21 protein-coding genes are annotated in these 25,829 nt (G+C 71.6%); 14 read left to right on the top strand and 7 right to left on the bottom strand.

Annotated elements, in window-relative coordinates:
• Positions 1 to 345 precede the first annotated feature (345 nt).
• Positions 346 to 654, bottom strand: coding sequence for a hypothetical protein (locus tag LHA35_RS04500; protein ID WP_226605044.1), 309 nt, complete (start codon positions 652 to 654; stop codon positions 346 to 348).
• Positions 655 to 874: 220 nt separating this feature from the next.
• On the opposite strand from LHA35_RS04500, the gene LHA35_RS04495 reads away from it, so the two are divergent.
• Complete coding sequence (locus LHA35_RS04495) at positions 875 to 1,957, top strand: zinc-binding dehydrogenase (protein ID WP_226605042.1); 1,083 nt, start codon at positions 875 to 877, stop codon at positions 1,955 to 1,957.
• 50 nt (positions 1,958 to 2,007) lie between these two features.
• On the opposite strand, the gene LHA35_RS04490 is transcribed toward LHA35_RS04495, so the two are convergent.
• Positions 2,008 to 2,991 (bottom strand): tripartite tricarboxylate transporter substrate-binding protein, encoded by a 984-nt coding sequence (locus tag LHA35_RS04490; protein WP_226605040.1) that lies wholly within the window; start codon positions 2,989 to 2,991, stop codon positions 2,008 to 2,010.
• A 110-nt stretch (positions 2,992 to 3,101) separates the two neighbouring features.
• Positions 3,102 to 4,109, bottom strand: coding sequence for an MBL fold metallo-hydrolase (locus LHA35_RS04485; RefSeq protein ID WP_226605037.1), 1,008 nt, complete (start codon positions 4,107 to 4,109; stop codon positions 3,102 to 3,104).
• Positions 4,110 to 4,803: 694 nt separating this feature from the next.
• Between LHA35_RS04485 and LHA35_RS04480 the strand changes: the two genes are divergently transcribed.
• The 4 genes from LHA35_RS04480 (at position 4,804) to LHA35_RS04465 (ending at position 8,962) form a co-directional block, all read left to right on the top strand.
• On the top strand, positions 4,804 to 6,852 hold the full coding sequence (locus LHA35_RS04480) for an ATP-binding protein (protein ID WP_226605033.1): 2,049 nt from the start codon (positions 4,804 to 4,806) through the stop codon (positions 6,850 to 6,852).
• Between the two features lie 195 nt (positions 6,853 to 7,047).
• Positions 7,048 to 7,287 carry a hypothetical protein gene (locus tag LHA35_RS04475; protein WP_226605031.1) on the top strand — a complete coding sequence of 80 codons (240 nt, stop codon included), beginning with the start codon at positions 7,048 to 7,050 and terminating at the stop codon, positions 7,285 to 7,287.
• Positions 7,287 to 7,538: a hypothetical protein gene (locus LHA35_RS04470; protein ID WP_226605028.1), complete on the top strand. Its 252-nt coding sequence runs from the start codon at positions 7,287 to 7,289 to the stop codon at positions 7,536 to 7,538. The genes LHA35_RS04475 and LHA35_RS04470 overlap by 1 nt, the downstream gene beginning before the upstream one ends.
• The gene (locus tag LHA35_RS04465) at positions 7,535 to 8,962 is read left to right on the top strand and encodes an NAD(P)/FAD-dependent oxidoreductase (RefSeq protein ID WP_226605025.1); all 1,428 of its coding nucleotides are present in this window, start codon (positions 7,535 to 7,537) and stop codon (positions 8,960 to 8,962) included. Before LHA35_RS04470 ends, LHA35_RS04465 begins: the two co-directional genes overlap by 4 nt.
• Positions 8,963 to 9,203: 241 nt before the next feature.
• Here LHA35_RS04465 and LHA35_RS04460 read toward each other — a convergent pair whose 3' ends face one another.
• Both LHA35_RS04460 and glgX read right to left on the bottom strand, forming a co-directional pair.
• Positions 9,204 to 10,985 (bottom strand): SLC13 family permease, encoded by a 1,782-nt coding sequence (locus LHA35_RS04460; RefSeq protein WP_226605022.1) that lies wholly within the window; start codon positions 10,983 to 10,985, stop codon positions 9,204 to 9,206.
• A gap of 205 nt (positions 10,986 to 11,190) precedes the next feature.
• Positions 11,191 to 13,395, bottom strand: coding sequence for a glycogen debranching protein GlgX (gene glgX, locus LHA35_RS04455; protein WP_226605021.1), 2,205 nt, complete (start codon positions 13,393 to 13,395; stop codon positions 11,191 to 11,193).
• Between the two features lie 190 nt (positions 13,396 to 13,585).
• Here glgX and LHA35_RS04450 point away from each other — a divergent pair, with 190 nt between their 5' ends.
• Both LHA35_RS04450 and LHA35_RS04445 read left to right on the top strand, forming a co-directional pair.
• The gene (locus tag LHA35_RS04450; RefSeq protein ID WP_226605019.1) at positions 13,586 to 13,798 is read left to right on the top strand and encodes a dodecin; all 213 of its coding nucleotides are present in this window, start codon (positions 13,586 to 13,588) and stop codon (positions 13,796 to 13,798) included.
• Positions 13,799 to 13,804: 6 nt separating this feature from the next.
• Complete coding sequence (locus LHA35_RS04445; RefSeq protein WP_226605017.1) at positions 13,805 to 14,104, top strand: hypothetical protein; 300 nt, start codon at positions 13,805 to 13,807, stop codon at positions 14,102 to 14,104.
• 482 nt (positions 14,105 to 14,586) lie between these two features.
• On the opposite strand, the gene LHA35_RS04440 is transcribed toward LHA35_RS04445, so the two are convergent.
• Positions 14,587 to 16,371, bottom strand: coding sequence for a DEAD/DEAH box helicase (locus LHA35_RS04440; protein ID WP_226605015.1), 1,785 nt, complete (start codon positions 16,369 to 16,371; stop codon positions 14,587 to 14,589).
• A gap of 110 nt (positions 16,372 to 16,481) precedes the next feature.
• Between LHA35_RS04440 and LHA35_RS04435 the strand changes: the two genes are divergently transcribed.
• The 7 genes from LHA35_RS04435 (at position 16,482) to LHA35_RS04405 (ending at position 24,211) form a co-directional block, all read left to right on the top strand.
• Complete coding sequence (locus tag LHA35_RS04435) at positions 16,482 to 17,534, top strand: NAD(P)-dependent oxidoreductase (RefSeq protein WP_226605014.1); 1,053 nt, start codon at positions 16,482 to 16,484, stop codon at positions 17,532 to 17,534.
• Between the two features lie 73 nt (positions 17,535 to 17,607).
• Entirely contained in the window at positions 17,608 to 19,035 is a 1,428-nt protein-coding gene (locus LHA35_RS04430) for an amidohydrolase family protein (RefSeq protein ID WP_226605011.1), read from the top strand.
• Positions 19,036 to 19,265: 230 nt separating this feature from the next.
• Entirely contained in the window at positions 19,266 to 19,556 is a 291-nt protein-coding gene (locus LHA35_RS04425) for a hypothetical protein (protein WP_226605008.1), read from the top strand.
• Entirely contained in the window at positions 19,553 to 20,509 is a 957-nt protein-coding gene (locus LHA35_RS04420) for a CobW family GTP-binding protein (RefSeq protein ID WP_226605005.1), read from the top strand. The genes LHA35_RS04425 and LHA35_RS04420 overlap by 4 nt, the downstream gene beginning before the upstream one ends.
• Before the next feature lie 97 nt (positions 20,510 to 20,606).
• Positions 20,607 to 21,377, top strand: coding sequence for an SDR family NAD(P)-dependent oxidoreductase (locus LHA35_RS04415; protein WP_226605003.1), 771 nt, complete (start codon positions 20,607 to 20,609; stop codon positions 21,375 to 21,377).
• 10 nt (positions 21,378 to 21,387) lie between these two features.
• On the top strand, positions 21,388 to 22,593 hold the full coding sequence (locus LHA35_RS04410; protein ID WP_226605002.1) for an acyl-CoA dehydrogenase family protein: 1,206 nt from the start codon (positions 21,388 to 21,390) through the stop codon (positions 22,591 to 22,593).
• Positions 22,586 to 24,211, top strand: coding sequence for an acyl-CoA synthetase (locus LHA35_RS04405; RefSeq protein WP_226605000.1), 1,626 nt, complete (start codon positions 22,586 to 22,588; stop codon positions 24,209 to 24,211). Before LHA35_RS04410 ends, LHA35_RS04405 begins: the two co-directional genes overlap by 8 nt.
• 45 nt (positions 24,212 to 24,256) lie before the next feature.
• On the opposite strand, the gene LHA35_RS04400 is transcribed toward LHA35_RS04405, so the two are convergent.
• On the bottom strand, positions 24,257 to 25,753 hold the full coding sequence (locus LHA35_RS04400) for an amidohydrolase family protein (RefSeq protein ID WP_226604998.1): 1,497 nt from the start codon (positions 25,751 to 25,753) through the stop codon (positions 24,257 to 24,259).
• Positions 25,754 to 25,829: the final 76 nt, after the last annotated feature.

Genomic DNA, 25,829 nt, shown 5'->3' with positions numbered 1-25,829 from the left:
CTCCGCCATCGCCGAGTGCCTGGACGCGGTCTTCCCCGCCATCCCCTATTGCATCGACCTCATCGGCGGGCCGCGGCTGGAGACCGACCCGGCCGCCTGCGCCGCCTTCCGGCCGAAGGTGGCCTGAGCGCCCGGCCGAGCCCCTTCCCTGTCGCAACGGGCGGGTTGCAGTGCCGGTGTGGCCGGCAACCGGAGCGAAGGGATCATCGGCGGGCAGCGAAATGGGTTGCCCGACGCGCTGAACCGCCCGGTCCAGGACACCCGGCCGGTGGCCCGGCCGGGTGTCCAGCAGATGTGATGCGCCAGCCGCCAGGCCCGGTGGCGGCCGTCTCTCCCGGCCGGCGGCTACACGCCACGGAAGGCGATCGCGTTCCGCAAGGCATGGATGATCAGCTCCATCCGCTGCTCGAAACCCGCTGCCGCAGCCTCCCGCCCCACCTGCTCGGCCCCGACCACGCCGCGCAGGACAGTGCCTTCGAGCTGCGCCGCCATCTCCTCCATGGCGCGCAGCGCCGCCGCGGTGCCGCCCCCCGTGACCGCGGCGCGCAGCACGGCGATCTCGCCGAAGGCCGCGGCCAGCGCCGTTTCGAGCGCAATGACCTCGCCGCGCAGCCTCTCCGCTTCCTCCGCGCCCATCGCGCGCTCCTTCCACAAGGGAGGCCGCAAGCTGGGCACGCGCCGGACGCGGCGCAAGCCGCACTCACCGCCCCCTGCCCCGTTGGCGCCCGTGCCGGTCCCGGCCTACAGCGGATTGGGTTCAGAATTGAACGTCAATCCGCTGTAGGCCATTGATTGTAGAGCAGATTCACGCTCCCGGGCGTTCACGCCCGTCCGCGATCTGGTCTAGGCTGCCGCAAAACGGGAGGAGACCAGCATGCGCGCCGCCATCTTCCATCAGGGCGAGTTCACCGTCGCCCCCATCCCCGACCCCGTCCTGGCCGAGGGCCAGGTGCTGGTCCGCACCCGTGCCTGCGGCATCTGCGGCTCCGACCTGCACGCCGCCAAGTACACCGACGCCTTCGTCGATGTGGCGAAGCGCTCGGGCGGCCGCTTCCAGATGGTAAAGGAACGCCCGGTCGTCTTCGGCCATGAATTCGTGGGCGAGGTGATGGAGAACGGCCCGGGGACCGAGGGCCGCTTCCGGCCCGGCACCCTCGTCACCTCCATGCCGCTGACCATCGCGGGCAACCAGGTGCTGGGCGTCGGCTACAACCCGGATGTCCCCGGCGGCTTCGCCGAGTACATGCCGCTCGCCGAGCGCATGCTGCTGCCGCTGCCGGAGGGCATGAACCCGGACCATGCTGCGCTGGTCGAGCCGATCGCGGTCGGCGTTCATGCCGTGGAGTTCGCCCGCACGACGCCGGAGGATGCCGCGCTCGTCATCGGCTGCGGGCCGATCGGCCTCGCGGTGATCGCGGCGCTGAAGCTGAAGGGCATCGCGCCGGTGATCGCCGCGGATTTCTCCCCGGCGCGGCGGGCGCTGGCGCAGCGCATGGGGGCCGATATCGTGCTCGATCCCGCCGCCGGCTCGCCCTATGCGGCGCTGGAACAGGCCATCACCCCCGCCGGCTATGATGGCAGCCGCTATGCCCAGCTCCTCGGCCTCTCGCCGAAGCGGCGCCCGGCGGTGCTGTTCGAATGCGTGGGCATGCCCGGCGTGATGCAGGAGATGTTCGTGGGCGCGCCGCCCGGCGCCCGCATCGTCATCGTCGGCGTCTGCATGGAACCCGACCGCTTCGAGCCCTTCTTCGGCATCGTCAAGCAGCTCAACGTACAGTTCGTCCTGGGCTACACGGCCGAGGAATTCGCCGCAACCCTCGGCCATATCGGCGCTGGCCGGATTGATGTCGCGCCCCTGATCACCGGCCGCGTCGGCCTCGAGGGCGTCGGCCAGGCCTTCACCGACCTGGCGAACCCCGAACAGCATGCGAAGGTGCTGGTCGAGCCCTGGCGGTAGCGTCCTGTACGGGGCCGTCCCGCCACCACACGGGCGGCCCCACAGCTGGCTCAATCCACCTTGAAGCCGCTCTTCTCCACCACCGGCCGCCAGCGCTCGATATCCTGCGCCAGGATCGTCCCGAGGGCCGCCGCGGTCGAGACCTCCGGCTCCAGCCCGATCGCCAGCAGTTGCGCCTTCACCTCTGGCTCCATCGTCGCCGCCGCCAGTTCCGCGTTCAGCGCGGCGATGACCGGCGCCGGCGTGCCGGCGGGCGCGTAGAAGCCGTAGAAGCCGAAGCTCGCCCGGTCCGGATGGCCGAGATCGGCGATGGTCGGCACATCCGGCGTGGTCACGCCGCGCCTCGGGCCCGAGGTGATGACGATGCGCAGCTTGCCGTCCTTGTGGTGGGTCAGGAAATCCGAGACGCCGCCGCAGCCCGCCGGGATATGTCCGGCCGCGAGGTCCGAGATCACCGGCGCCGCGCCCCGGTAGCCCACCGGCTCCAGCTCGATCCCGAAGGCCTCGCCCAGTTGCAGGCCGAAGAAATGCGTGGAGGAGCCGAGCGCGGTGCTGGCGAAGCTGCCGCGCCGCTGGTCCGCCTTCACCCAGGCGACGTAGTCCTGGAAGGTCTTCACCGGCAGGTGCGGCGCCAGCACGAAGCAGGTCTGCACCGTGCCGGTCATGGTGACGGGCGCGAAATCCGTGCGCGGGTCGAAGGGCAGGCGGCGGAAGGTCAGCATCGGCTGCACGGTGGAGGCGCTGGGCGCGAAGAGCAGCGTGGTGCCGTCCGGCACCGCGTATTTCAACGCCTCGCAGGCCAGCGTCCCGCTGGCGCCGGCGCGGTTCTCGATGACGACGTTCTTCAGGTGGCCACGCTTGCGCAGGGTCTCGGCGATGACGCGGCCCATCACATCGGTGCCGCCGCCCGGCGGGAAGCCGACCAGGATGCGGACCAGGCCCTGCGGCAGCGCGGCGCGCGCCTCCGGCGGCAGGGACAGCGCTGCGGCGCCCGCGCCGGCGGCTCGCAGCAGGCTTCGGCGTGGCAGGTGCATGTGGTCCTCCCCCGATGATCCGTTATGCGGCCTGTCCTGCGTGGGACAGCCGGCTTTCCTGGACAGGGGAAGGCTGCTGCGCGCGCGGCGGCGCTGTCAACGCCAGGCGGTCAGGGCGGCGGGCGGCCGGCCGCGGCATGAACCTCGGCCAGCAGCCGCGCCTCGGCATCCTCGTAGCGCGGGGAGAAGTGGAAGGGCTCGATCCGCCGCGCGCCCGCCGCGCGCGCGATCTCGCCCGCCGCCCGCGTCGTCAGGTGCCGCCGGTCGAAGGCATGCGCCGCATCCCCGACGGCGAAGGGCGCCTCGATGAACAGGATGTCGGCCTCGCGGGCGAGCGCAATGGCGGCAGCGCGGTTCGCCGGCGTGTCGGCGAAATCCGTCAGATAGGCCAGGCGCTGGCCCGGCGTGACCTCCACCAGGTCGCGCAGCGCGCCGAGCGGATGGGTCGCCGGCGCGGCACCGCGGATCTCGATCGTGATCGGCGTCTCCTCCGGCGCGCCCGCCGCCACCGCCGCCTTCAGCGCCGCCAGCCAGGGCCCGGTCGGCAGCCCGCGCGCCTCCAGCCGGGTGCGCCAGACATTCACATGCATCGCCTCCTCCACCGCGAAGCCGAGGCAGGGCGTGCCATGGTCCAGCACCGCCGCCCGCAGCCGGAGCGGCCCCTGGCGCAGCACCGTGCCGTCCGGCGCCGCCGGCACGGGCGCCAGTTCCTCCGGCCGGAAGCCGTCCTGCAGACGGAAGCGGGCGCGCGGCCAGGCCGCACCCTCGGTGACCTCCGTCACTTCGAAGGCGAGTTCGGCCGGGATGCGGTCCACCAGGTTCCAGGTATAGGCCTGCAGCCGGTGATACAGCCGTTCGGCGAAGCCCGAGGGCCCCACCACCTGCAGCCGCTTCTCCCGCCCGATCAGCAGGCGGAGCAACCGGTCGAACCCGGCCCAATGGTCCATATGGGCGTGGGAGACCGCGACCACCCCGACCCGCAGCAGGTGCCGCGGCCCGAGCGCCGAGAGGTCCCCGCAATCCAGCAGCAGGGCCTCGGCGTGGTGCAGCGCCTCCAGATAGACGCCCGGATCGCCTTGCCGTCCGTTCAGCAGCCGGGGATGCAGGGTCGCGCGCATCCGGCGGGAGGTGCCATGCCCGCGGCACGCGGTCGAGGCCACTCCCGATTCGCCTCCCTCCCGAGGCTGGTCCGGGACAGGATGCGCCCTGGTCGCAGGCAGCGGCCTCCTCGGCCCGGATGCCGGATGCTGATCCGCCCGCGGCCCCGATATCCGCGCGGCGCGCATTGCGCGGCCTGTCCGGCCGGACAGCATCCGCCGGCTCCGGGCACCACGCCGATGCCGCAGGCCCTCATCGCCACGGCGGCGGCCTGAAGGCCGCGCCGGCGGAGAGGCGGGCCGTTGGCCGGCCCAGTCCTCCTGCACGCCACGCAACCCGATGCAGTGCTGATGGCAACGACTCACAAATATCTGATCATCCGATCGGGCGATGCAGATGCAACCATGTTGGATGCGGCCACCATCCCCGGCATGGTCCGCCGGCAGCGCCTCGGCGCGGGACAGGATGACGGGCCGGGCATTGCGCACGGTCGGCGCGACCGCTGCGTCACCAGCACCGCCACCGCCCGAGGCCCCTGGCACGACGATGTCGCGGCCCGCCTTGCCTCCCCCGCCGCAGCGGTGCCGCGGCGCTGCCCACGGCCTGGGTCGGCGAAGAAGCCGGATGTATCGGAGCCACACCAAACGCGCGCCGGTATTCCCCGTTGACGTGCTGATTTCATGCAAAGCCTGATCAGGCACAGGAACCGGCACCATGCGTGATGAAGGGCCGGCCAGGATGGTGATGCCGGACCACGCACGGATCGAGGACGAATTGGAGCAGTTGCGCGCCGCCATAGAGGATGCGCAGGAAGAAGCGGCCGCCCTCGTCGCCGAGCGCAATGCGCTGCGGGCCGAGCTGGCGCGGCGCACCCTCCAGCTGCGGGAAGCCGAGGACCAGCCCCGGCAGGCCGAGGCCGAGAGGACGGCCGCGCGCGACGCGCCACTGCCCAACCACCACTCCGCCTTGAAGGAGAAGACGCAACACGACGCGACCGGGCAGGAACTGCGCGTCGCCATCGAGGAGCTGCAGGTCCTCGCCCAGGAGCTGGAGGAGAGCAATGCCGCGCTCTCCCATGCCAATGCCGCGCTCGAGGAGCGCGTGGCCGCCCGCACGGCCGAACTGGCCACGCTGAACCAGCGGCTGCGCGACAGCGAGGAGCGGCTGCGCCTTGCCCAGCGCTATGCCGGTGCCGGCACCTGGGACTGGGACATCAAGGGCGGCCATCTCAGCTGGTCGCGGGAGTATTTCGAGCTCTACGGCCTCGATCCCGATCGTGTGGTGCCGAGCTACGGGGCCTGGGTCGCCTCGGTGGCGCCGGAGGACCGGGCCGCGACGGAAGCCGCCCTGCAGGACTGCCTCCGCCGCCGGGACCCGGACTTCCGGGTGGAGTACCGCATCCGCCACCCGCAGCGCGGCGAGCGCTGGCTGGCGGGGCGCGGCCGGCTGTTCTGCGACGAGAGGGGCGACCCGGCGCGGCTGATCGGCCTCAACATCGACATCACCGAACGCAAGCAGGCCGAGCTGGCGATCGCCGAGGTGAATGCCGGCCTGCGACGCGAAGTGGAGCAGGAGGCGAAGGCGCGCGAGGCGGCGCAGGCCCGCCTGTTCCAGACCCTGAAGCTGGAGGCGCTGGGCCAACTCACCGGCGGCGTGGCGCATGACTTCAACAACCTGCTCTCGGTCATCACCAATGGCGTCGGCCTGCTGAGGCGCGGCGCGGATCCGGCGCGGCGCGACCGGCTGCTGGATGCCATGGACCAGGCGGCGCACCGCGGCGCCGACCTGACGCGCCGGCTGCTGAGCTTCGCCCGCCGCCAGGCCCTGCGGCCGGAACCGCTGGACGTGCGGGCCTGGCTGGAGGACATGCGGGAACTGCTCTCCCGCGCGCTGCGTGGCGACATCGCCATCGAGATCTGCGTGCCGGACGATCTCTGGTGGGCCCGGGTGGATCCCGGGGAGCTGGAACTGGCCGTGCTGAATCTCGGCGTGAATGCGCGCGACGCCATGCCGCATGGCGGCCGGCTGCGGCTCTCGGCCGAGAATGTCGAGTTGGACGCGCTGACCGACCCGGACCAGCTCGGCGGCTCCTTCATCCGCCTCTCGGTGCAGGATACCGGCACGGGGATGGGCCCGGAGGTACTGGCGCGGGCCTTCGAACCCTTCTTCTCGACCAAGGATGTCGGCCAGGGTACCGGCCTCGGCCTCGCGCAGGTCTATGGCTTCGCCCGGCAGAGCGGCGGCACCGCGCGGGTCAGCAGCCGGCCGGGCGAAGGCGCCACCGTCACGCTCCTGCTGCCGCGGGCGGCGCCGACGGTGGGGCCCGAGGCCCGGGCGCCCGAGCCGGCCTCCGCCACGCCGGAGAGCGCGCCGCTGCGGCTGCTGCTGGTGGAGGATGACGATGCGGTGGCGGAGCTGACGGCGGAGACGCTCCGCCACCTCGGCCATACCGTATCGCGCGTGGCGAGCGGGCCGGCGGCGCTGCGGGCGCTGGCCGATGGGCTGCGGGTGGACCTCGTGCTGACCGATGTCATCATGACCGGCGGCCAGGACGGGCTGGACCTCGCGCAGCGCCTGGTGGCGGAGCACCCTGCCCTGCCGGTGCTGCTCTACAGCGGCTATGGCGGCGCGCCGGCGCGGGTCGCCGCCGCCGGCCTGCCGCTGCTGCGCAAGCCCTATTCGCTGGAGGAGTTGCGCCGCGCCCTCGCCACGGCATGCGAAGCGGCGGCGCGCCGGAGCGACAGCGCGGCACGGCCGGGCTGAGGCCTGCGCAGGGCCGGGCGAGTACCCGACCCGGTCCCTGTCCCTGCGATGCCGCGTCTGCGCGCGCGAAGGTGCGCGTGGCGCTGCCCGAACGGGGTGGCCATTCCGCCCGCCCTCGCATCCCTGCTGGATCGGGGACGTTCGACGGTGACCGGGCGCATCCGGCGCGGATGCATCGGCATGAGGAGCAGGCCAATGGCTGAGGAGCATGACGACAAGCCGGCCACGCAGAAGGATCCGCCGCCGGAGCAGGTCGGTGCGGGCAGCAAGCCGGCCACCGGGGCGCCCACCGGGGCGCATGGCATCGCCTCCGGCGTGCAGCGCGGCGGCACGCTGCCGGGCGGCGGGCCGGGCGCGGGCCTCGGCAGTATCGGCACCGGCGGCGGCGCGACCGGCGGTGCGCCGACCGGCTCCGTGAAACGGGGCGGCCGATGATGGGCGGCACGCGCAAGGGCGGGCCGACGCAGCAGGGCCCGAATGCCGCCGGCCCCGGCGACCGCCACGCCCTGCCGCCGGAGGATGCGCCGCAGCCCTGGGGCACCGGCGAGAAGCCCTTCCACCCGGAAGGCGGTAAGCCGGCCGCAAACCCCGAGGCGGAGGCAGAGAAGCTGCTGGCCCGTCAGCGCACCGGCCAGGCTGCCGAGGGCGATGCAGGACCCAAGGCCGCGGGCAAGGACCGGGCATGACCACGCCCCAGCCTGCCAGGCCGCGCCCCCGAGTCGTCATCCTCGGCGCCGGCTTCGGCGGGCTGGAAGCCGCGCGGGCCCTGGCCCGCGCGGAGGCCGACATCACCCTGCTGGACCGGCACAACCACCACCTCTTCCAGCCGCTGCTCTATCAGGTGGCGACGGCGGCGCTCTCGCCCGGCGACATCGCCTGGCCGATCCGCAGCATCTTCCGCCGCCAGCGCAACGTGCAGGTGGTGATGGCGGAGGTGACGGGCATCGACACCGCCGCCCGCATCGTCCATGCGGGCGAGCTGGCGCTGCCCTATGACGCGCTGGTGCTCGCCACCGGCGCGACGCATTCCTATTTCGGCCGCGACGACTGGGCGCCGGTCGCGCCCGGCCTCAAGCAGATCGAGGACGCGACCGACATCCGCCGGCGCCTGCTGCTGGCCTTCGAGCGGGCGGAGATCACCGCGGATGAGGCCGAGCGGCGGCGCCTGCTGACCTTCGTCGTGGTCGGCGGCGGCCCGACCGGCGTGGAACTGGCCGGCGCCATGGTGGAGCTGGCGCGCCACGCCCTGGCGCGGGAGTTCCGCCGCATCGATCCCTCCCAGGCGCGCATCGTGCTGATCGAGGCCGGGCCGCGCATCCTGCCGACCTTCCCCGAGGAGCTCGGCCGCGTCGCCCACCGCTCGCTGGAGCGGATGGGCGTGCAGGTGCTGACCGGCACGCGGGTGACGGAGTGCGAGGCGACCGGCGTGCAATGCGGGGAGGAGCGGATCGCCGCCAGTACCATCGTCTGGGCGGCGGGCGTCGTGGCCTCCCCCACCGGCGGCTGGATCGGCGCCGAGCGCGACCGGGCGGGGCGGGTGAAGGTGGCGCCGGACCTCTCCGTGCCCGGACATCCGGAGATCTTCGTGGTCGGTGACCTGGCTGCCGTGACCGATGCCAAGGGGCGGCCGGTGCCGGGCAATGCGCCGGCCGCGAAGCAGATGGGCCGGCATGTCGGGCGGCTGCTGGCCGCGCGCGCGGCCGGCTCGGCCGCCCCCGAGGAGACGGTGCCCTTCACCTACCGCCACCATGGCGACCTGGCGACCATCGGCCGCCGCTCCGCCGTGGTGGCGCTGGACGGCATTCGGCTCACCGGCCTGATCGGCTGGTGGTTCTGGGGCATCGCCCATGTCTGGTACCTCATCGGCTTCCGCAGCCGCGTCGTCGTCTCCTTCGAATGGCTCTGGAGCTATCTGACCTTCCAGCGCGGGGCCCGGCTGATCACGGGACGGGAGCCGGCGGGCGGCAACGCGACCGCCATGCCGGGCGAGAGGGCCGCCGCGGCGGAGGGGATACGGGTCGCAGAGCGGCTGCCTGCCGCGGCGCCGCATGAGGCGAAGGCGCCGCAGCCCGTGGCCGCCGGCGACGAGTGGCGGGGCAGCCCGATCTAGAGCAGATCGCGGAGGGGCGTGAACGCCCTGCAGCGTGAATCTGCTCTACAAACAGCGGTCTACAGCGGATGGGCGTTCAGTCTTGAACGCAATCCGCTGTAGAGCGGATCGCGGACGGGAGTGAACGCCCGGGAGCGCAACGCTGGCCTGCAACCCCTAGCTCCTGGCGGATTGCCGTCCGGTTCCGGCCGCCAATCCGCCAGGAGCGCGTCATTGCGCATGTCCGGGGGTCTGGCGGCGCTCACCCCGCCGCCAGCGGCCAGACCAGGGCGATCATCGGCACGCCGACCAGCAGCACGAGGATGGAAAGCGGCAAGCCGAGCCGCCAGTAGTCGCCGAAGCGGTACCCGCCCGGCCCCATCACCAGCGTGTTGCACTGGTGCCCGATGGGCGTGAGGAAGTCGCAGGCGGCACCGACGGCGACCGCCATCAGAAAGGGATCCGGGCTCAGCCCCAGCCGCTGCGCCAGGCTGGCCGCGATCGGCCCCATCATCAGCACCGTCGCGGCATTGTTCAGGAAGGGCGTGACCGCCATGGCGACGATCATGATCAGCCCGAGCGCGCCGAGCGCCGGCAGCCCCTCCACCGCGCCGGAAAGCCAGCCGGCGATGAGGTCCGTCCCGCCCGTGCTGCGCACCGCCTCCGAGACCGGGATCAGCGCGCCGAGCAGCACGATCACCGGCCAGTCCACCGCCTGGTAGGCCTCCGCCGGCGACAGCGCCCGGACCACCAGCAGAATGACCGAGGCGGCGAAGAAGGCGACCGCGACGGGCACCAGGTTCAGCCCGACAACCGCCATCGCCACGCCGAGCACGAGCACCGGGATGAGGCTCCGCCGGCTCCGGCCGAGCGGCATCTCGCGCTCGGTCAGGGGCAGCACGCGCAGCGTGGCCAGGGCATCGGGCAGCCGATCGGCCTCGCCCTTGAGGATGATGACATCGCCGGCGCGCAGCCGCAGCGTGTTCAGTCGCTCCGCGATCCGCTCGCCGCGGCGGCTGACCGCGAGCAGGCTGACGCCGAAGCGCTCGGCCAGCCGCGCGCTGGCCGGCGTCGCGCGGACCAGGGGCGATTCCCCGGTCACCACGCCCTCGACCACCGCCAGCTCCTGCTCCGGCGTCGGGTCGGGGGCATGTTTCTCGGCGTGCAGGACAAGATTCGCACGGGCCACCACCCCCTCCAGCGCCTCCGGCTCGCCGGCCAGGATCAGCCGGTCCCCGGCGCGCAGCAGGCAGTCGTCGCCCGGTGCATCCCGCCGCTCCCCCTCCCGCAGCAGGGCGGCAACGGTGACCCCACCATCGGAGAGCGCCTGCAGCGCCGCGATGTCCTTCCCGGCCACCGGGCTTTCCGGCGGCACATCCGCCTCCGTCGCATAATCCGCGAGGGCAATGGCGGATTGCAGCGAGGCCTGCGCCCGCCGGCCGCGCGGCAGCAGCCGCCAGCCGAAGGTGAGGAAGACGAGGCCAGCAAGGGAGACCGCGATGCCGACCGGGGCATAGTCGAACATGCCGAAGGGCTGGCCCAGCACCTCCTCCCGCACTCGTGCCACGATGATGTTGGGCGAGGTGCCGATGAGGGTGACGAGGCCGCCGAGCAAGGAGGCGAAGGCCATCGGCATCAGCAGCGCCGAGGGCGGCGTGCCGGTCCGCCGCGCCATCTGCAGCGCGACCGGCATGAAGAGCGCGAGCGCGCCGATATTCTTGGTGAAGACGGAGGCGACCATCACCGCCGCCACCAGCACCGGCACCTGGGTATTGGCGGAGGTCAGGCGCGGCAGCAGCGGCCGCATGGCGCTCTCGACCGCGCCGGAGCGCGCGACCGCGGCGCTGACGACGAGGGCGCCGGCGACGATGACGACGATGTCGTCCCCGAAGCCCGCGAAGGCCTCCTTCGCCGGGACGATTCCGGTGACGAGGCCGGCGAGCAGCGCCAGCATGGCCACGACATCATAGGGAATGCGGCCCCAGACGAAGAGGCCGAGCGTGCCGGCGAGGATGGAGAAGGCGAAGATCTGGTCGAGGGTCACGAGACGACAGCGGCGATTGAGAAGGAACGGGGCACCGTGAACTCCTGCGCGGCCCGGCGGCAACCGCCGGACCGGCTCAGGGTTCCCGCGGACCATCGCCGGGCGGCGCCGTCCCGCGACCGCGGGCTGCGGGGCGACAGGGTCTCCGCCGACGGCGCTCCGCACAGTCGGCGGGGTGCCCGTTCGCGCCCGTCCGCGGTCTGCCCTACCCTTCCCCGCTCGGCAGCGGCGGCGGGGAGGTACCGGCCAGCAGCGCCGCCCGCGCCGCGGCCAAGATGGCGCCGCCGCCCCGCTCCGGCCGCAGGACGAAGAGGAGCAGGGAGCGGCCGGTGACTAGGTAGGGATGGCCGAATTCGAAGGGCTCCGGCTCCTCGATCTCCGGTCGGTTGGTATCCACCAGCAGCAGCCAGCGCTGCCCTGCCGGGGGCTCCGGCAGGGAGAATTCCACCACGTCGTGATGCGCGTTCAGCACCAGCAGCAGCGTGGCGTCCGAAGCGGGACGGCGGATGCCGGTGGCCTGGGCACGGCCATCCAGCAGCAGGCCGAAGCAACGGGTGTTCGTGTCACCCCAGTGCTCGGGGTCCATCTCGGTCGCATCGGGCGTGAGCCAGGTGGCGTCCTTCACCCCCGCTCCCTCGTCATGCGCGCCGGAGAGGAAGCGGGCGCGGCGCAGCACCGCGAAACCCTGCCGCAGGGCGATCAGCTTGCGCGTGAAGGCGGCAAGGTCGCGGCCGGCCTGGTCGATCCCGGCCCAGTCCACCCAGTTCAGCTCGTTGTCCTGGCAGTAGGTGTTGTTGTTGCCCTTCTGCGTGCGGCCGAACTCGTCGCCGGCCAGCACCATCGGCGTGCCCTGGGCCAGCAGCAGCGTCGCCAGCAGGTTGCGCTTCTGGCGCTCCCGCAGCGCGAGGATCTCGGGATCCTCGGTCGGCCCCTCGGCGCCGTGATTCCAGGAGAGGTTGTGGGAATGGCCGTCGCGGTTGTCCTCGCCATTCGCCTCGTTGTGCTTGTCGTTGTAGGAGACGAGGTCGTTGAGCGTGAAGCCGTCATGCGCCGTGACGAAATTCACGCTCGCCCAGGGCTTGCGGCCGCGGCGGTCGAATTTGTCGCCCGAGGCGGTGAGGCGCGCGGCGAGTTCCGCCGCCATCCCCTCGTCGCCTTTCCAGAAGGCGCGGACGGTGTCGCGGAAGCGGTCGTTCCATTCCGCCCAGCCCGGCGGGAAACCACCCACCTGATAGCCGCCCGGGCCACAATCCCAGGGTTCGGCGATCAGCTTCGCGCGGCTCAGCACCGGGTCCTGCCGGCAGGAGTCCAGGAAGCCACCGCCCTCGTCGAAACCGTAATGCTCCCGGCCGAGGATGGTGGCGAGGTCGAAGCGGAAACCATCCACCCGCATCTCGGTCGCCCAGTAGCGCAGGCTATCGGTCACCAGCTGCAGCACCCGCGGATGCGAGAGGTTGAAGGTGTTCCCGGTGCCGGTGTCGTTGATGTAGTAGCGCGGCTCGTGCGGCATCAGCCGGTAATAGCTGGCATTGTCGATGCCCTTGAAGGACAGCGTCGGGCCGCGCTCATTCCCCTCCGCCGTGTGGTTGTAGACCACGTCGAGGATGACCTCGAGCCCGGCATCGTGCAGCCGCGCCACCATCTCCTTGAACTCGGAGAAGGCGAAAGCCGGGTTGCGGGCGTAGCGCCGGGCGGGCGCGAAGAAGCTGATGGTGTTGTAGCCCCAGTAGTTGGTCAGCCCCTTGTCCAGCAGCAGGCTGTCATTGACGAAGGTGTGGATCGGCAGCAGTTCGATCGAGGTGACGCCGAGGCCGCGGAGATAGGCCAGCACCTCGGGCGAGGCGAGGCCGTCATAGGTGCCGCGCATCTCCTCCGGCAGGTCGGGGCGAAGCTTGGTGAAGCCCTTCACATGGGTCTCGTAGAAGATGGTGCGCTCCCAGGGGACGGCCGGGCTGCGCTCCCGCCCCCAGGTGAAGGCCGGGTCGATGACGCGGCATTTCGGCATCAGGGCGGCGCTGTCGCGCTCGTCGAAGGTCAGGTCGTCGCCGCTCTCCAGCACATAGCCGAAGACCTCCGGCCCCCATTGCAGGTCGCCGACGATGGCGCGGGCATAGGGGTCGAGCAGCAACTTGTTGGGATTGAAGCGGTGCCCGGCCTCGGGCTCGTAGGGGCCGTGCACACGGTAGGCATAGATCGTGCCGGGCCGCGCATCCGGCAGGTAGCCGTGCCAGACCTCGTCGGTGAACTCCGGCAGTTCCAGCCTCTCCAGCTCCCGCTCCCCGGCATCGTCGAAGAGGCAGAGCTCGACCTTGGTGGCATGGGCGGAGAACAGGGCGAAGTTGACCCCAAGCCCGTCCCAGGTCGCGCCCAGCGGGAAGGGCAGGCCTTCCCGGATGCGCGAGCGCCGCATGACCTTCGGTTGTGCGATCTCGGTTCGCGCATCCATCGCTTCAGTCCCTTCTGCTCTGCCGCATCACAACAAGGCTCTGGCGCCTTCGTTTCCGCGGTGCAGCAGCAGGGCAGGTTTGATGCCGGGCGGGAAACCAGCCCGCCGCCACGGCGCTTCACCAGCGCTGCCAGGAAATGGGGAGGACATCGCCATGCCGGAGCATGTCTATAAGGTGGTCGAGCTGGTCGGCTCCTCGCCTCAAGGGATCGATGCCGCGATCCAGACCGCCATCTCCCGCGCCGGAGCCTCGCTGCGCCACCTGCGCTGGTTCGAGGTGACGCAGATCCGCGGCGCGGTCGGCCAGGGTGGTAAGGTCGAGCACACGCAGGTCACGCTGAAGGCCGGCTTCACGCTGGAGGAGTGATCCGCCATGTACCTCGCCCGCTTCTCCTATGACGTGCTGCCGATGAACCGGCAGCGCGCGATCGACTTCATCCGGCGCGAGGTGGCGGCGGCGAACGAAGCCGGCCACAAGGCGCGGCTGCTGGTGCCGCTCACCCGCGGCCAGGGCGGCGCCGCCCTGCAATTCGAGGTGGAACTGACCAGCCTCGACCAGCTGGAGGAGTTGCGCCAGCGCGGCGGCGACACGGCCGCGCAGGACTGGATGCACGCCTTCAGCGAGGTGCTGACCGCGCCACCGGGGGTGGAGATCCTGCGGGTCGACGGATAGACCGGATCGCCGCCGGGCGTGAACGTCCCGGAGCGCGAATCTGTCGCAGAGACAATGACAGGCGGCGGATGGCGTTCAGGATCGAAGGGCATCCGCCGCAGCCAGCCGGCTTTCGCCATCGCCGGCCCTGGGCATCGGGCCTGCGCGAAGGCGGGTTGGAGGGAGGCTGCCCCGCGCCGCGGCGACCTGCCCCGTTCCACGCGGAAGCGCGCTTTCTCGAGTGAGGGGTGCGCCTTCCTCCCGCCCTGCCGGATCCCGGGCCGGGGCGACACGCTGCCTGCCCTCCCCTGCCCGAAGTCCAGACCGGCGATCCGCGCCATGACCAGTCGGTGCTTCGGCCCGGCGCTGAGCAAGGCTGAGCGCCTGGCCCACGCTTCAGGCGGTCATGCGGCGCAGGGCTTCGCCGGGCGCCTTGCTGCCCGGCGGGCACCCGCTGGCCACCCGCCTGCGGCATGCCGCAGGGCCGGCTCGGCTTGCGGCCCTTACCGCCCGGGACGGAAGTCGAAGCGCCGCTGCCGGACCGTCCAGCCATAGCGGGCATCCCCCTCCAGCACATGCAGGTGGTCGGCGATGCGGTTGCGCTCCAGCCAGGCGAGGGTCGCCTCCAACTCCTCCAGCGACATCTGCGCCCTGCCCTTGCCCATGATGCGCTTCAGCGCCGCGGCATAGGCGTGATGCGCCCCGGCATGGCGCGGCACCTGCAGCCCCGCCTCGTCCTCCAGCACCTGCGCCGCGACGGCCTGGCTGATGCGGAAGCGCAACTCCCGTTCGCGGACCGAGGGCACCGGGGCGGGCGGCGCCTGTTCCGGCCGGACCGTGGCGAATTCGGGCCCTGGCGCCAGCCGGTGCCAGCGCAGCGCCGTGGCGTTGGAGGCGAGCGGGACGATCGCCGGCTCCCGCCCGGTCTCCGGCCCGATCGGCAGCTCGCCCTGCTTCCGCCGCGCCTTCTCCCGCGCCAGCGTCCCCTGCTCGCGCTCGATCCTCTCGCGGAACTTGCGGAACAGCAGGTCGTCCGGGTGCAGGACCACGGCGCGCTGGCTTTCATAGGGCCCGGCCGCGAAGTCGACGCGGGTGGCGCGGGCGATCATCTGCTCCAGCCAGGCGCGGGAGCGGATATGGGTCAGCGCCGCGCAGACCGAGACCGAAGGCGCGTCCAGCCCCTCATAGGCCATGGCGACGGTGACCAGCACGGAGGGCTCCGGCCGCAGCCGGAAGGCGGCCAGCACCTCCTGCGCATCGCGTTCGTCGGAGGTGGCGATGCGCGCCACCGTCTCCGCCTGGGCGCGCGGCAGCCAGTCCCGCAGCCAGCCGAGATACTGCCGCGCATTCTCCTGGTCCGGCGCCACCACCAGCAGCTTGCCGAGGCCCATGCCGGTCTCGCCTGGCGGCAGGCCGAGGCGGGCACGCCGCTCCGCCCGCAGGTCGCGCGTCTGGGCGAAGGCGCGGCGCAGCAGGTCGCGGGCGAAGCCGGTGCGCAGCGCCGTGAAGAGCGCGGCGCGCCCGACCTCCGGCGGGCCGGAGACGGGGTGCGGGCCGGTGCGGCGGCGATCCTCATCCAGCCATTCCGCCTCCCCGTCCAGCGCGCCGAAATCGACCGGCAGGACTGCCTTCTCGGCCAGGGCCTGGGCGCGGCTGTAGCCGATCACGGCGAGATGCGGCGCGGCCAGGTCCACCTCCCGCGTCCGCGCCCCCTTTCCGGGACGATAGGGCAGCCAGAGGATCGGGCGCCCATCGGCGCGCTCCAGCGTGCCCGAGAGCAGCAGGCGGACCGCGGCATGCTCGAGCAGCGGCAGGATGGCGCGGGACCAGGCGGCTTCCTCCGGCGCCTCGGGGTCCGCCTCGGCCGGCAGGTGATGCACCTCATCCACCACCAGCAGCGTGCGCCGGCGGCGGAACTCCGCCAGGTGCAGTTCGGGCGCGGCCGCGACGCCCTGATAGGTGGTGACCCAGCCCTGCAGACCGCGGCAGGGGTCGGGAGCATTCTCCGCCGCGCGGACCGAGACGGCGTGGCTGAGAGCGGCGCGCCAGGCGGGGTCGGCGAAGGCTTCCTCCGCCTGCAGCCGCAGGCTGTCGCGCGGCACGATCCAGCAGACGCGCTCCACGATGCCGGCCGCCATCAGCCGCGCGGCGGCGATGACGGGCAGCAGGCTCTTCCCCCCGCCCGGCGTCACCGCGGCCAGGATGTCGCGCAGCTCGGTCTGGCGGGTCGCGATCGCCTCCACCACGCCGGCGAGCTGTTGCTGATGGCTGCGGAGGGCGCGTTGCATGCCGGGCGGCAACGCGCCAGGGCGGCAACGGATTCCTGGCCGGCGCGACTTTTCCCTGGCCGTGGCGCGGGATACAAACCGGGGGAAACGTCCAGCCAGGGAAACGCCCCGTGCCCGATCAGCGCCGCTTCCGAGTCGGCTACCTCTCCTACGTCCCGCACCAGTCCTTCCTCGACACCGCGGCGCAGCACCCGGAGCTGGAGATCATCCGCATCCCGCTGGAGCAGCCGGAGGCGGCGGTGCTGGACGCGCTGCGGGGGGTGGACGCCTATTACTGCATGGCCTCGCGCGATGAATTGCCGAAGCCCTTCCATGTACGCGCCGCGCTGCTGGAGCAGTTGCCCGACCTGCTGATGGTCGGCAGCACCGGGGCCGGCTACGACCCTATCGACCCGGAAGCCTGCACCAAGGCCGGCGTGCTGCTGGTCAACCAGGCCGGCGGCAATGCCGAGGGCGTGGCGGAGCATGCCGTCGGCATGATGCTGGCGCTGCTGAAGCGCATGCCGGAGGCGGGGACCGCCATGCGCGCCGGCCGCGCCCAGGACCGCGGCGCCCTGATGGGCCGGGAGCTGCGCGGGCGGACCGTCGGGCTGGTGGGTATCGGCCATGTCGGCACCCGCGTGGCGGAGATCCTGCGGCTCGCCTTCTCCTGCCCGGTGCTGGCCTGCGACCCCTATCTGGATGCGGCGACCATCGCGGCGCGCGGCGCCCGCAAGGTGGAAATGCCGGAACTGCTGGCCGAGAGCGACATCGTCAGCCTGCACCTGCCGCTGACGCCCGAGAGCCGCAACCTGATGAATGCCGAGGCCTTCGCGCGCATGCGGCAGGGCGCGATCTTCGTGACCACGGCGCGCGGCAACATCCATGACGAGCCGGCGCTGCACGCGGCGCTGCGCAGCGGCCACCTGGCCGGCGCCGGGCTCGATGTCTGGGAGCTGGAGCCGCCGCCGCCCGAGCACCCGCTGCTGCACATGGCGAATGTGATCGTCACCCAGCACACGGCCGGCGTCACGCATGAGAGCCGGGCGAACATCACCCGCATCGCCGCGCTGGCCTTCGCCGATGCGGCCAAGGGGAAGCTGCCGCCCCGGATCATCAATCCGGCTGTGATCCCGCGCTTCGCGGAGCGGTATGCCGCGAAGCTGGGGCGCCACATCGGCTAGCCATCCCGGCCAGTCTTGCGCCGCCGACGGGCCGGGCGCAGCATCCCGCGGCGCGAGGCTTGGGGAACGGGCGATGGTGGATCTGGTCATTTCCGGCGATTGCGTGGTCACCCCGCATGCGATCGGCCCGGCCGATGTGGCCATCGCCGGCGGCAAGATCGTCGCGGTCGCGGCGCGCGGCGCCTTCCCGCTGGCGGCCGGCACGCGGCTGGTCGATGCGGTCGGCAAGATCGTCATGCCGGGCGGGATCGATCCGCACACCCATTGCCTCTGGCCCATGCCGGTGCCGGACGGGCCGACCCTCTACACACAGGGCCCCTCCGTCGTCGGCAAGGCGGCGCTGTTCGGCGGCACCACCACCCTCATCGATTTCACCCGCTGGACCCATGGCAAGACCATCCAGGGCGCGATCGAGGAGCGGATGGCCGCCTGGACGGCGGATGGCTGCCCCTGCGACTGGGCGCTGCACACCATGGTGGAGGGCGACCTGCCGCCCGAGATCCCCGCCCAGCTCGGCGAGGCGATCGAGGCCGGGCACAGCACGGTGAAGATCTTCACCACCGACATCACCCCCAGCCGCAAGGGCCGGATGGTGGATTTCGGCGATATCTGGGAGGTGTTCCAGGTGCTGTCGAGGAAGGGCGGCCTCGGCGTCATCCATGCCGAGGACAACGACATCGTCATGCACATGTATGCCAAGCTGTTCCGCGAGAACCGCGCCGGCTTCGAGAACATGGCGGAGGTGCACAACACCCTCTCGGAGGACCTCTCCTTCCGCCGCGTCATCCGCCTCGCGGAGCATGTGCCGGGCACCGCGCTCTACATGATGCATGTCTCCGCCGGGAACGGCGTGCGGGCGATCCGGGAGGCGCGCGGCCGTGGCCTGCCGATCTATGGCGAGAGCCTGCACCAGTACATGCTCTACACGCAGGAGGACTACAGGAAGCCGAACGGGCAGATCTACCACACCTACCCGTCGCTCAAGTCGCAGGAAGACCAGGACGAGCTCTGGCGCGGCGCGAAGGATGGCACCATCGCCTGCATCGCGACGGACGAGCTCTGCTGCTCCCTCTCCGTGAAGACCCAGGGCAGGCGGATCGACGACACCACCGGCGGCAATTCCGGCGTCGAACCGCGCGTCGCGCTGATGTATTCCGAGATGAGGAAGCGCGGCTTCACCCTCCGACAGTTCGTCGACCGCGTTTCGACCAACGCGGCGAGGATCATGGGCCTCTATCCGCGCAAGGGCGCCATCGCGCCGGGATCGGATGCCGATATCTGCATCCTCGACCCGGCGCTGCGCCGCACCGTCCGGGCCGAGGCGATGCATGAGAGCGACTACTCGCCCTGGGAGGGGCGGGAGGTCGAGGCCTGGCCGGCCATGACCATCCTGCGCGGCAAGGTGGTGGTGGAGGGCGACCGCTGGCTCGGCGACGACCGCGGCGGGGAGTGGCTGCCGCGCAAGGTGCCGGACGAGATCCGCAGCGCCGCGACGCTGTGATGCCCTGGTGCTGCCGCCCCGCTGCGCGCAATGAAGCGAGCCGCGCGGCATGGCAGGGCCCGCGCCTGAGGCCGACTGGAGCATAATGCTTTGCGCATGACGTCCCGACCTGTGGCCCGCGGAGCGGGCCGGGCGCGCGAAGACGCGCCGTGGCCCATGCCGCGAAGCCAAGGCCCGGAGGGCCGCCGACGTTTGAGGCAGGACATGCGTCAGCCTGTCCTGGGCCAGGCATGACACCGCCGGAACTGCGTGACCTTCTCGCCGATGCCCTGGCCCTCTGGGGTGTCGAGGCGCGGCCGCGGGTGGCGGAGGACGGCGTCGCGCTGGCGGCGCCGGACGGCACCGCCCTGCGCGTGCTGGCTGCGGCGCCCGGCGACCTGCCGGTCCGCTGGTGGCTGGAAAGGCCCGGCCAGCGCCGCCCCTGCACCTCCGTCCTTGGCCTGCTGCGCGCGCTGCGCAACGCGGTCGGCGCCGGGGAGGGCGAGGCGCGGCGCCTGCGGGTGGCGCGGCCGGACCCATGATCCCGGTTTCGATCGTCACCGGCTTCCTCGGCGCCGGCAAATCCACCCTGCTGCGGCGAATCCTGCGCGACCCCGCCTGGGCCGACAGCGCGCTGATCGTCAACGAATTCGGCGAGATCCCGCTGGACCACGACCTGATCGCCGCGAGCGAGGAGAGCTTCGTCAGCGCCTCCACCGGCTGCCTCTGCTGCGTGGTGCGCGACGATCTCTCGAAGACCCTGCTGGATCTGCTGCGGCGGCGCGAAGCGGGGGAGGTGCCGCGCTATGCCCGCGTGCTGGTCGAGACCTCCGGCCTCGCCGACCCCGCCCCCATCCTGCATGCGCTGATGACGGATGCGGCGCTGGGCGCGACCCATGCGCTGCAGGGCGTGGTGACGCTGGTGGATGCGCTGCATGGCGCCGCGACGCTGGCGCGCCATCCGGAGGCGCAGCGCCAGGTGATGCTGGCAGACCGCATCCTGGTGACGAAGCCGGATCTCGCCCCGGCGCCCGAGGCGGCCATCCGTGCCCTCAATCCTGCCGCGCCGCTGCGGGCGGCGGCCCATGGCGCGGCGGAACCGGGCTGGCTCTTCGCCCCGGCCCCGCGCCCGGCCGAGCTGCCGGACTGGGCGGCGCACCATACCGTGGGCCTCGCCTCCATCGTCATCGAGCGCGAGGCGCCGGTTCCCGCCCTGGCGCTGACCCTCTGGATGCAGGGCCTGGCCGAGCATGCCGGGGCACGGCTGCTGCGCCTGAAGGGCCTGGTCGCGCTGGCGGAGCAGCCGGACCGCCCTGCGGTGCTGCATGCCATACAGCACATGGTGCATCCGCTGGAATGGCTGGAACGCTGGCCCGGCGAGGACCGCCGCAGCCGCATCGTCCTGATCGGCGAGGGCATCCCGCGCCACTTCCCGGCCCGGCTGCTGGCGGCGATCGAGGCGGAGGTGGCGGCGGAGGCCGCGCGCCGCGGCTGACCCGCTTGCCCCCTTCACCGGCCGGTGGTCAATTGCCGCCGGAAACACCCCGAGGGAGGAAAGGGGCGGCGCGGTCCGGCCGCGTGCCCCGGGCAGCATGACCGATCCGGCGCAGATCTTTTCGCTCCAGGGCGCGACCGCGCTCGTCACCGGCGCATCCGGCGCGCTCGGCGCGCATTTCGCCCGGGTCCTGCACGCCGCCGGTGCGCGCGTGGTGCTGGCCGCGCGCCGGGCGCAGGCGCTGGAGGCGCTGGCAACCGAGCTTGGCGCAGGCGCCGCGGCCGTGCCGCTGGACGTGACCGATGCCGCCGCCGTGTCCCGCGCCTATGACGCGGCGGAAGCCGCCTTCGGCGCGCCCTGCGACATCATCGTGAACAACGCCGGCATCGCCGTCACCAAGCCCCTGCTGCAGCAGACGGAGCAGGACTGGGACAGCGTGCTGGACGTGAACCTGCGCGGCTGCTTCCTGGTGGCGACCGAGGGCGCACGCCGCCTGGTCGCGGCGAAGCGTGGCGGCTCCATCATCAACATCGCCTCGATCGGGGGGCTCCGCATCCTGCAGGGCGTCGTGGGCTACACCGCCTCCAAGGCCGGCCTGGTGCAGATGACGAAGCACATGGCGGTGGAGCTGGCGCGCCACGGCATCCGCGTGAACGCCCTCTGCCCCGGCTATGTGCAGACGCCGATCAACACCGAATTCTTCGCCTCCGAGGCCGGGCAGGCCGTGGTCAAGCGCGTGCCGCAGCGCCGGCTCGGCCAGCCGGAGGACCTGACCGGCCCGCTCCTCCTCCTTGCCTCCCCGGCCGGCGCGCACATGACCGGCGCGGCGCTGGTGGTGGATGGCGGCCATTCCGTGAACCCGCTCTAGGACTCCAGACATGGACTTCTCCCTCCCGCCCCAGATCGACGAGATCCGCCAGCGCATCCGTGCCATCGTCGAGGAGCGCATCATCCCGCTGGAATCCGATCCTGCGAGCTTTGACGAGCACGAAAACATCCGGAAGCCCCTGCTGGAGGAGTTGCGCGCCGAGGTGAAGGCGAAGGGCCTCTGGGCGCTGGGCATGCCGCAGGAGCGGGGCGGCGGCGGCCTCAACATGGTCGGGCTCGCCGCCTGCTATGAGGAGATGAACCGCTCCATCTTCGGCCCGGTCGTTTTCCACGGCGCGGCGCCGGATGACGGCAACATGCGCCTGCTGAACATGGTGGGGACGGAGGCGCAGAAGGAGCGCTGGCTGCAGCCCATCATCGACGGCAAGGTGCAGTCGAGCTTCGTGATGACGGAGCCCGACGGCTGCGGCAGCGACCCCTCGATGACCTACACCCGGGCCGAGCGGAAGGGCGACCGCTGGGTGATCCGCGGCCGCAAGCACTACATCACCGGGGCGGCGGAGGCGAAGCACTTCATCCTCATGGCCCGCACCGGCGAGGACGACCGCAACGGCCTGACCGCCTTCCTCTACCACGCCGACCAGCCGGGCTGGCGTATCACCCGCCGCATCCCGATCATGGGGCCGGAGGAGCATGGCGGGCATTGCGAGCTGGAATTCGACGGCCTCGAGATCGAGGACGAGAATGTCCTGATGAAGGTCGGCGACGGGCTGCGCGCCACGCAGATCCGCCTCGGCCCCGCGCGCCTGACGCATTGCATGCGCTGGACCGGCATGGGCCGGCGCGCGCTCGAGATCGCCATGGCGCGGATCGAGGTCCGCAAGGCCTTCGGCCAGACGCTGATCGAGAAGGAGAGCGTGCAGCAGATGATCGGCCAGGCGGCGATGGAACTCGACATCGGCCGGCTGCTGACCATGCGGGCCGCCTGGCTGCTGGACAATGGCAGCCTCGCGCGCAAGGAAATCTCGATGGCCAAGGTCGTGGTCGCCGACGCGCTGCACAAGGCGGTGGACACCTCGCTGCAGCTACTCGGCGCCCGCGGCTATTCCAAGGACACGGTGGTGGAGTGGATGTACCGCTACGCGCGCCAGGCGCGGCTGGTGGACGGTGCCTCCGAGGTACACCGGATGGTGCTGACCAATTTCCTGCGACGGCAGGGCAAGGACTTCTTCGCCTGGGGCGCCGGCCGTGGCTGAGCAGGCCGGGCTGAACGGCCTGCCGCAGCTTGCGGCGAACCATGTGCCGCTCACGCCCATATCCTTCCTGCAGCGGGCCGCGCGGATCTATCCGCAGCGCACCGCCGTCATCCATGGCGCACGGCGCTTCACCTATGCGGAGATGGCGGAGCGCAGCCGGCGCCTCGCCTCCGCGCTCCGCGGCGCCGGCATCGGGCCTGGCGAGGTGGTGGCAGTGCTGGCACCCAATATCCCGGAGATGCTGGAGGCGCATTACGGCGTGCCGATGGCCAGCGCCGTGCTGCTGACCATCAATATCCGCCTGGATGCCACCGCCATCGGCTTCATCCTGCAGCACAGCAAGGCGAAGCTTTTCCTGGTGGACCGGGAATTCGCCGGCGTCGCCCGCGTGGCGCTGGCGGGGCTCGCATCGCCCCCGCCGGTGATCGACATCGCCGATCCGGAGGGGCCGGGTGGCGAGGCGCTGGGATCGGTCGATTACGAGGACTTCCTGGCAGGCGGCGACCCCGCCGCACCGATCCGCATGCCGGAGGATGAGTGGGAGGCGATCTCGCTCTCCTACACCTCCGGCACGACGGGCGACCCGAAGGGCGTGGTCGCGCATCACCGCGGCGCCTACCTCAATGCCTGCGGCAATGCGCTGGCCTTCGGCCTGTCGCCGCGCAGCGTCTATCTCTGGACGCTGCCGATGTTCCATTGCAATGGCTGGACCTATACCTGGGCCGTCACCTTGCAGGGCGGCACCCATGTCTGCCTGCGCCGCGTCGAGCCGGGCGCGATCTTCTCCGCCATCGCCGAGCACCGCGTGACGCATATGTGCGCCGCCCCCGTGGTGCTGACCATGCTGATCCACGCGCCCGAGGACAAGAAGCGCCGCTTCGACCACGAGGTCGCCATTGCCACCGGCGGCGCCGCCCCGCCCTCCCCCGTCATCGCGAAGATGGAGGAGATGGGCTTCGCGGTGACCCACCTCTACGGCCTGACGGAATGCTACGGCCCCGCCACCATCTGCCTCTGGCAGCCGGGGCTCGGGGAGATGCCGCTGGCGGAGAAGGCGGCCTTCATGGCACGGCAGGGCGTGAACCACCCGATGCTGGAAGAGGCGACGGTCCTTGACCCCGCCACCATGGCACCCGTGCCGGCGGACGGCCGGACCCTGGGCGAGGTCATGCTGCGCGGCAATACCGTGATGAAGGGCTATCTCCACAACCCGAAGGCCAACGAAGCCGCCTTCGCCGGCGGCTGGTTCCACACCGGCGATCTCGGCGTGCTGCACCCGGACGGCTATATCGAGGTGAAGGACCGCGCCAAGGACATCGTCATCTCGGGCGGCGAGAACATTTCCACTCTCGAGGTCGAGGAGGTGCTCTACGCCCATCCGGCGATCATGGAAGCGGCGGTCGTCGCCGCACCCGACGAGAAATGGGGCGAGGTGCCGCATGCCTTCGTCACGCCCGCGCCGGACAGGCCGGCGCCGACCGAGGCGGAGGTGATCGCCTGGTGCCGCGAGCGCCTGGCGCATTTCAAATGCCCGAAGCGCGTCACCTTCGGCCCGCTGCCCAAGACCAGCACGGGCAAGATCCAGAAATTCGAGTTGCGCCAGCGGCTGAAGGCGTGACGCTGCACCCTCCCCCGCGCGGCGGGGGAGGGCCATTGCGGGGCGCTACCCCGCCACGACATAGCCATAGGCGAGGTTGCTCCGCTCCCCGCCCGCCGCGGCATAGTCGCGCTTCACGCGCGAGACCGCGTCGCCATCCAGATCGGTGCGCTTCTGCTCGTACCTGTACATCTTCACGGAATTCCCGCCGAAGATGGCGTTCTTCACCGGGCCATCGGCCGGCCCCAGCGGCGCGAAGCCGAAGCGCCGCTGCAGGTCCTCGGGAATCTCCAGCCGCCGCAGCGCCTCGATCTGCCATTGCGGGCTGCCGGTCCAGACCGCATCGGTGCCCCAGACCACATGATCGGCGCCGAGACCCTTGACCAGGATGCCCATCAGCGCGGCGGCAAGGCGCGGCTGCACCACCGTGGTCTGGGCGAAGATCTGGCCGAGGTCGCCATAGACGTTGGAGACGCCGTATTTCTCCGGGATCTCCGCCAAGTCGCTGGTCCATTCCACGCGGCCGGTCTGCTCGAACTGCGCGAGGCCCTGCTCCGCCGTGCCGCCGCCCGCGAAGCGATAGGCGCTGTGATAGATGACGAAATTGATCTGCGGCCAATCCTTCGCCGCCTTTCCCACGTCGTCGACCCTGGCATAGGGCAGCAGGTGCGGGAAGCGCTGCTCGATCTGCGGCGGGAAAAGCCCCTTGTGGACGCAGACGATGTTGTGCCCGGCCTTCAGCAGCTTCTCGTAGAAGGGATAGAGCAGCGCCTCGTCATCCATGCGCCAGGGCCACTGGGCCATGTGCTTGTTGGTGTTGTCGCCTATGGTGTAGCCCTTGAAGCTGTCGGGCTTCAGCTCCTCGATCGCCTTGTCCACCTGCTCCAGCCAGCCGGGCTGGCCGGGGGTGAAGATGGCGTGGCTCATCGCGCGGCGCGTGCCTGCGGCCTCGTTGATGCGGCGCCGGGCGTTGAATTTCATCTCGTTGGTCAGGAACCAGTCCTGCGGCTCGTCGCTCGGCGCGCCGCTGATCAGCGCCACCTTGGTATCGCTGTCGAGGAAGACCTCCTTGAACCAATTGGCGTATTTCAGGCTGTCGATGCTCTGCTCGGCCGGATTCAGCGCCGGGTTCCAGCCCGCCCGGCCGACGGCGCGGCGCATCTCGACGAAACCCATGATGCGCGTGTCGTCGCGCAGGAAATGCGTGTGCACATCCATGATGAACTGGTCGCGCAGGCCGGCAGCGCGCGCCTCCGCCCGATCGCGCTCCTGCGCCTCGGCGCGGGAGACGCCGAAGACCGGGCCATAGACGTCGTTCATGGCGAGGAAGGCGGCCGCCATGCCGGAGGCGGTGGCGAGGAAGCGGCGCCGGTCCAGCCCCTGCTTCGCGCCCAGCGCATCGGCCATGGCCTTGATCCGCGCCTCGACCTGCTTCTGCTGCACGGTCTGCGGAATGGGCGAGAACTCGTCGGAGGAGACCACCTGCGTCGGAATGGGCGAGGGGAACATCGCCTCCTGTGCCGGCCGCAGGGCGGCGATCTCTTCATCCGTCAAGAACCCCATGGCACCCTCCCCTGGGCTTGCGCCCGGAGCTTCGCGCCCCCTGCCCGGTCGTTGCAAGCGCAATCCCCCCATCCCA

The sequence above is a fragment of the Roseicella aerolata genome (assembly GCF_020523605.1).
GTDB lineage: Bacteria > Pseudomonadota > Alphaproteobacteria > Acetobacterales > Acetobacteraceae > Paracraurococcus > Paracraurococcus aerolatus.
The sequence above is the reverse complement of the archived record's forward strand: the minus strand, read 5'-3'. Positions and strand labels throughout refer to the sequence as shown.

Excerpts from the sequence above, each read along its gene's own strand:
- LHA35_RS04400 (WP_226604998.1), bottom strand. The coding sequence starts at position 25,753 with ATGGGGTTCTTGACGGATGAAGAGATCGCCGCCCTGCGGCCGGCACAG.
- LHA35_RS04445 (WP_226605017.1), top strand. The coding sequence starts at position 13,805 with ATGTACCTCGCCCGCTTCTCCTATGACGTGCTGCCGATGAACCGGCAG.
- LHA35_RS04475 (WP_226605031.1), top strand. The coding sequence starts at position 7,048 with ATGGCTGAGGAGCATGACGACAAGCCGGCCACGCAGAAGGATCCGCCG.
- LHA35_RS04480 (WP_226605033.1), top strand. The coding sequence starts at position 4,804 with ATGCGTGATGAAGGGCCGGCCAGGATGGTGATGCCGGACCACGCACGG.
- glgX (WP_226605021.1), bottom strand. The coding sequence starts at position 13,395 with ATGCGGCGCTCGCGCATCCGGGAAGGCCTGCCCTTCCCGCTGGGCGCG.
- LHA35_RS04410 (WP_226605002.1), top strand. The coding sequence starts at position 21,388 with ATGGACTTCTCCCTCCCGCCCCAGATCGACGAGATCCGCCAGCGCATC.
- LHA35_RS04430 (WP_226605011.1), top strand. The coding sequence starts at position 17,608 with ATGGTGGATCTGGTCATTTCCGGCGATTGCGTGGTCACCCCGCATGCG.
- LHA35_RS04450 (WP_226605019.1), top strand. The coding sequence starts at position 13,586 with ATGCCGGAGCATGTCTATAAGGTGGTCGAGCTGGTCGGCTCCTCGCCT.
- LHA35_RS04490 (WP_226605040.1), bottom strand. The coding sequence starts at position 2,991 with ATGCACCTGCCACGCCGAAGCCTGCTGCGAGCCGCCGGCGCGGGCGCC.
- LHA35_RS04485 (WP_226605037.1), bottom strand. The coding sequence starts at position 4,109 with ATGCGCGCGACCCTGCATCCCCGGCTGCTGAACGGACGGCAAGGCGAT.
- LHA35_RS04420 (WP_226605005.1), top strand. The coding sequence starts at position 19,553 with ATGATCCCGGTTTCGATCGTCACCGGCTTCCTCGGCGCCGGCAAATCC.
- LHA35_RS04415 (WP_226605003.1), top strand. The coding sequence starts at position 20,607 with ATGACCGATCCGGCGCAGATCTTTTCGCTCCAGGGCGCGACCGCGCTC.
- LHA35_RS04470 (WP_226605028.1), top strand. The coding sequence starts at position 7,287 with ATGGGCGGCACGCGCAAGGGCGGGCCGACGCAGCAGGGCCCGAATGCC.
- LHA35_RS04465 (WP_226605025.1), top strand. The coding sequence starts at position 7,535 with ATGACCACGCCCCAGCCTGCCAGGCCGCGCCCCCGAGTCGTCATCCTC.
- LHA35_RS04495 (WP_226605042.1), top strand. The coding sequence starts at position 875 with ATGCGCGCCGCCATCTTCCATCAGGGCGAGTTCACCGTCGCCCCCATC.
- LHA35_RS04425 (WP_226605008.1), top strand. The coding sequence starts at position 19,266 with ATGACACCGCCGGAACTGCGTGACCTTCTCGCCGATGCCCTGGCCCTC.
- LHA35_RS04440 (WP_226605015.1), bottom strand. The coding sequence starts at position 16,371 with ATGCAACGCGCCCTCCGCAGCCATCAGCAACAGCTCGCCGGCGTGGTG.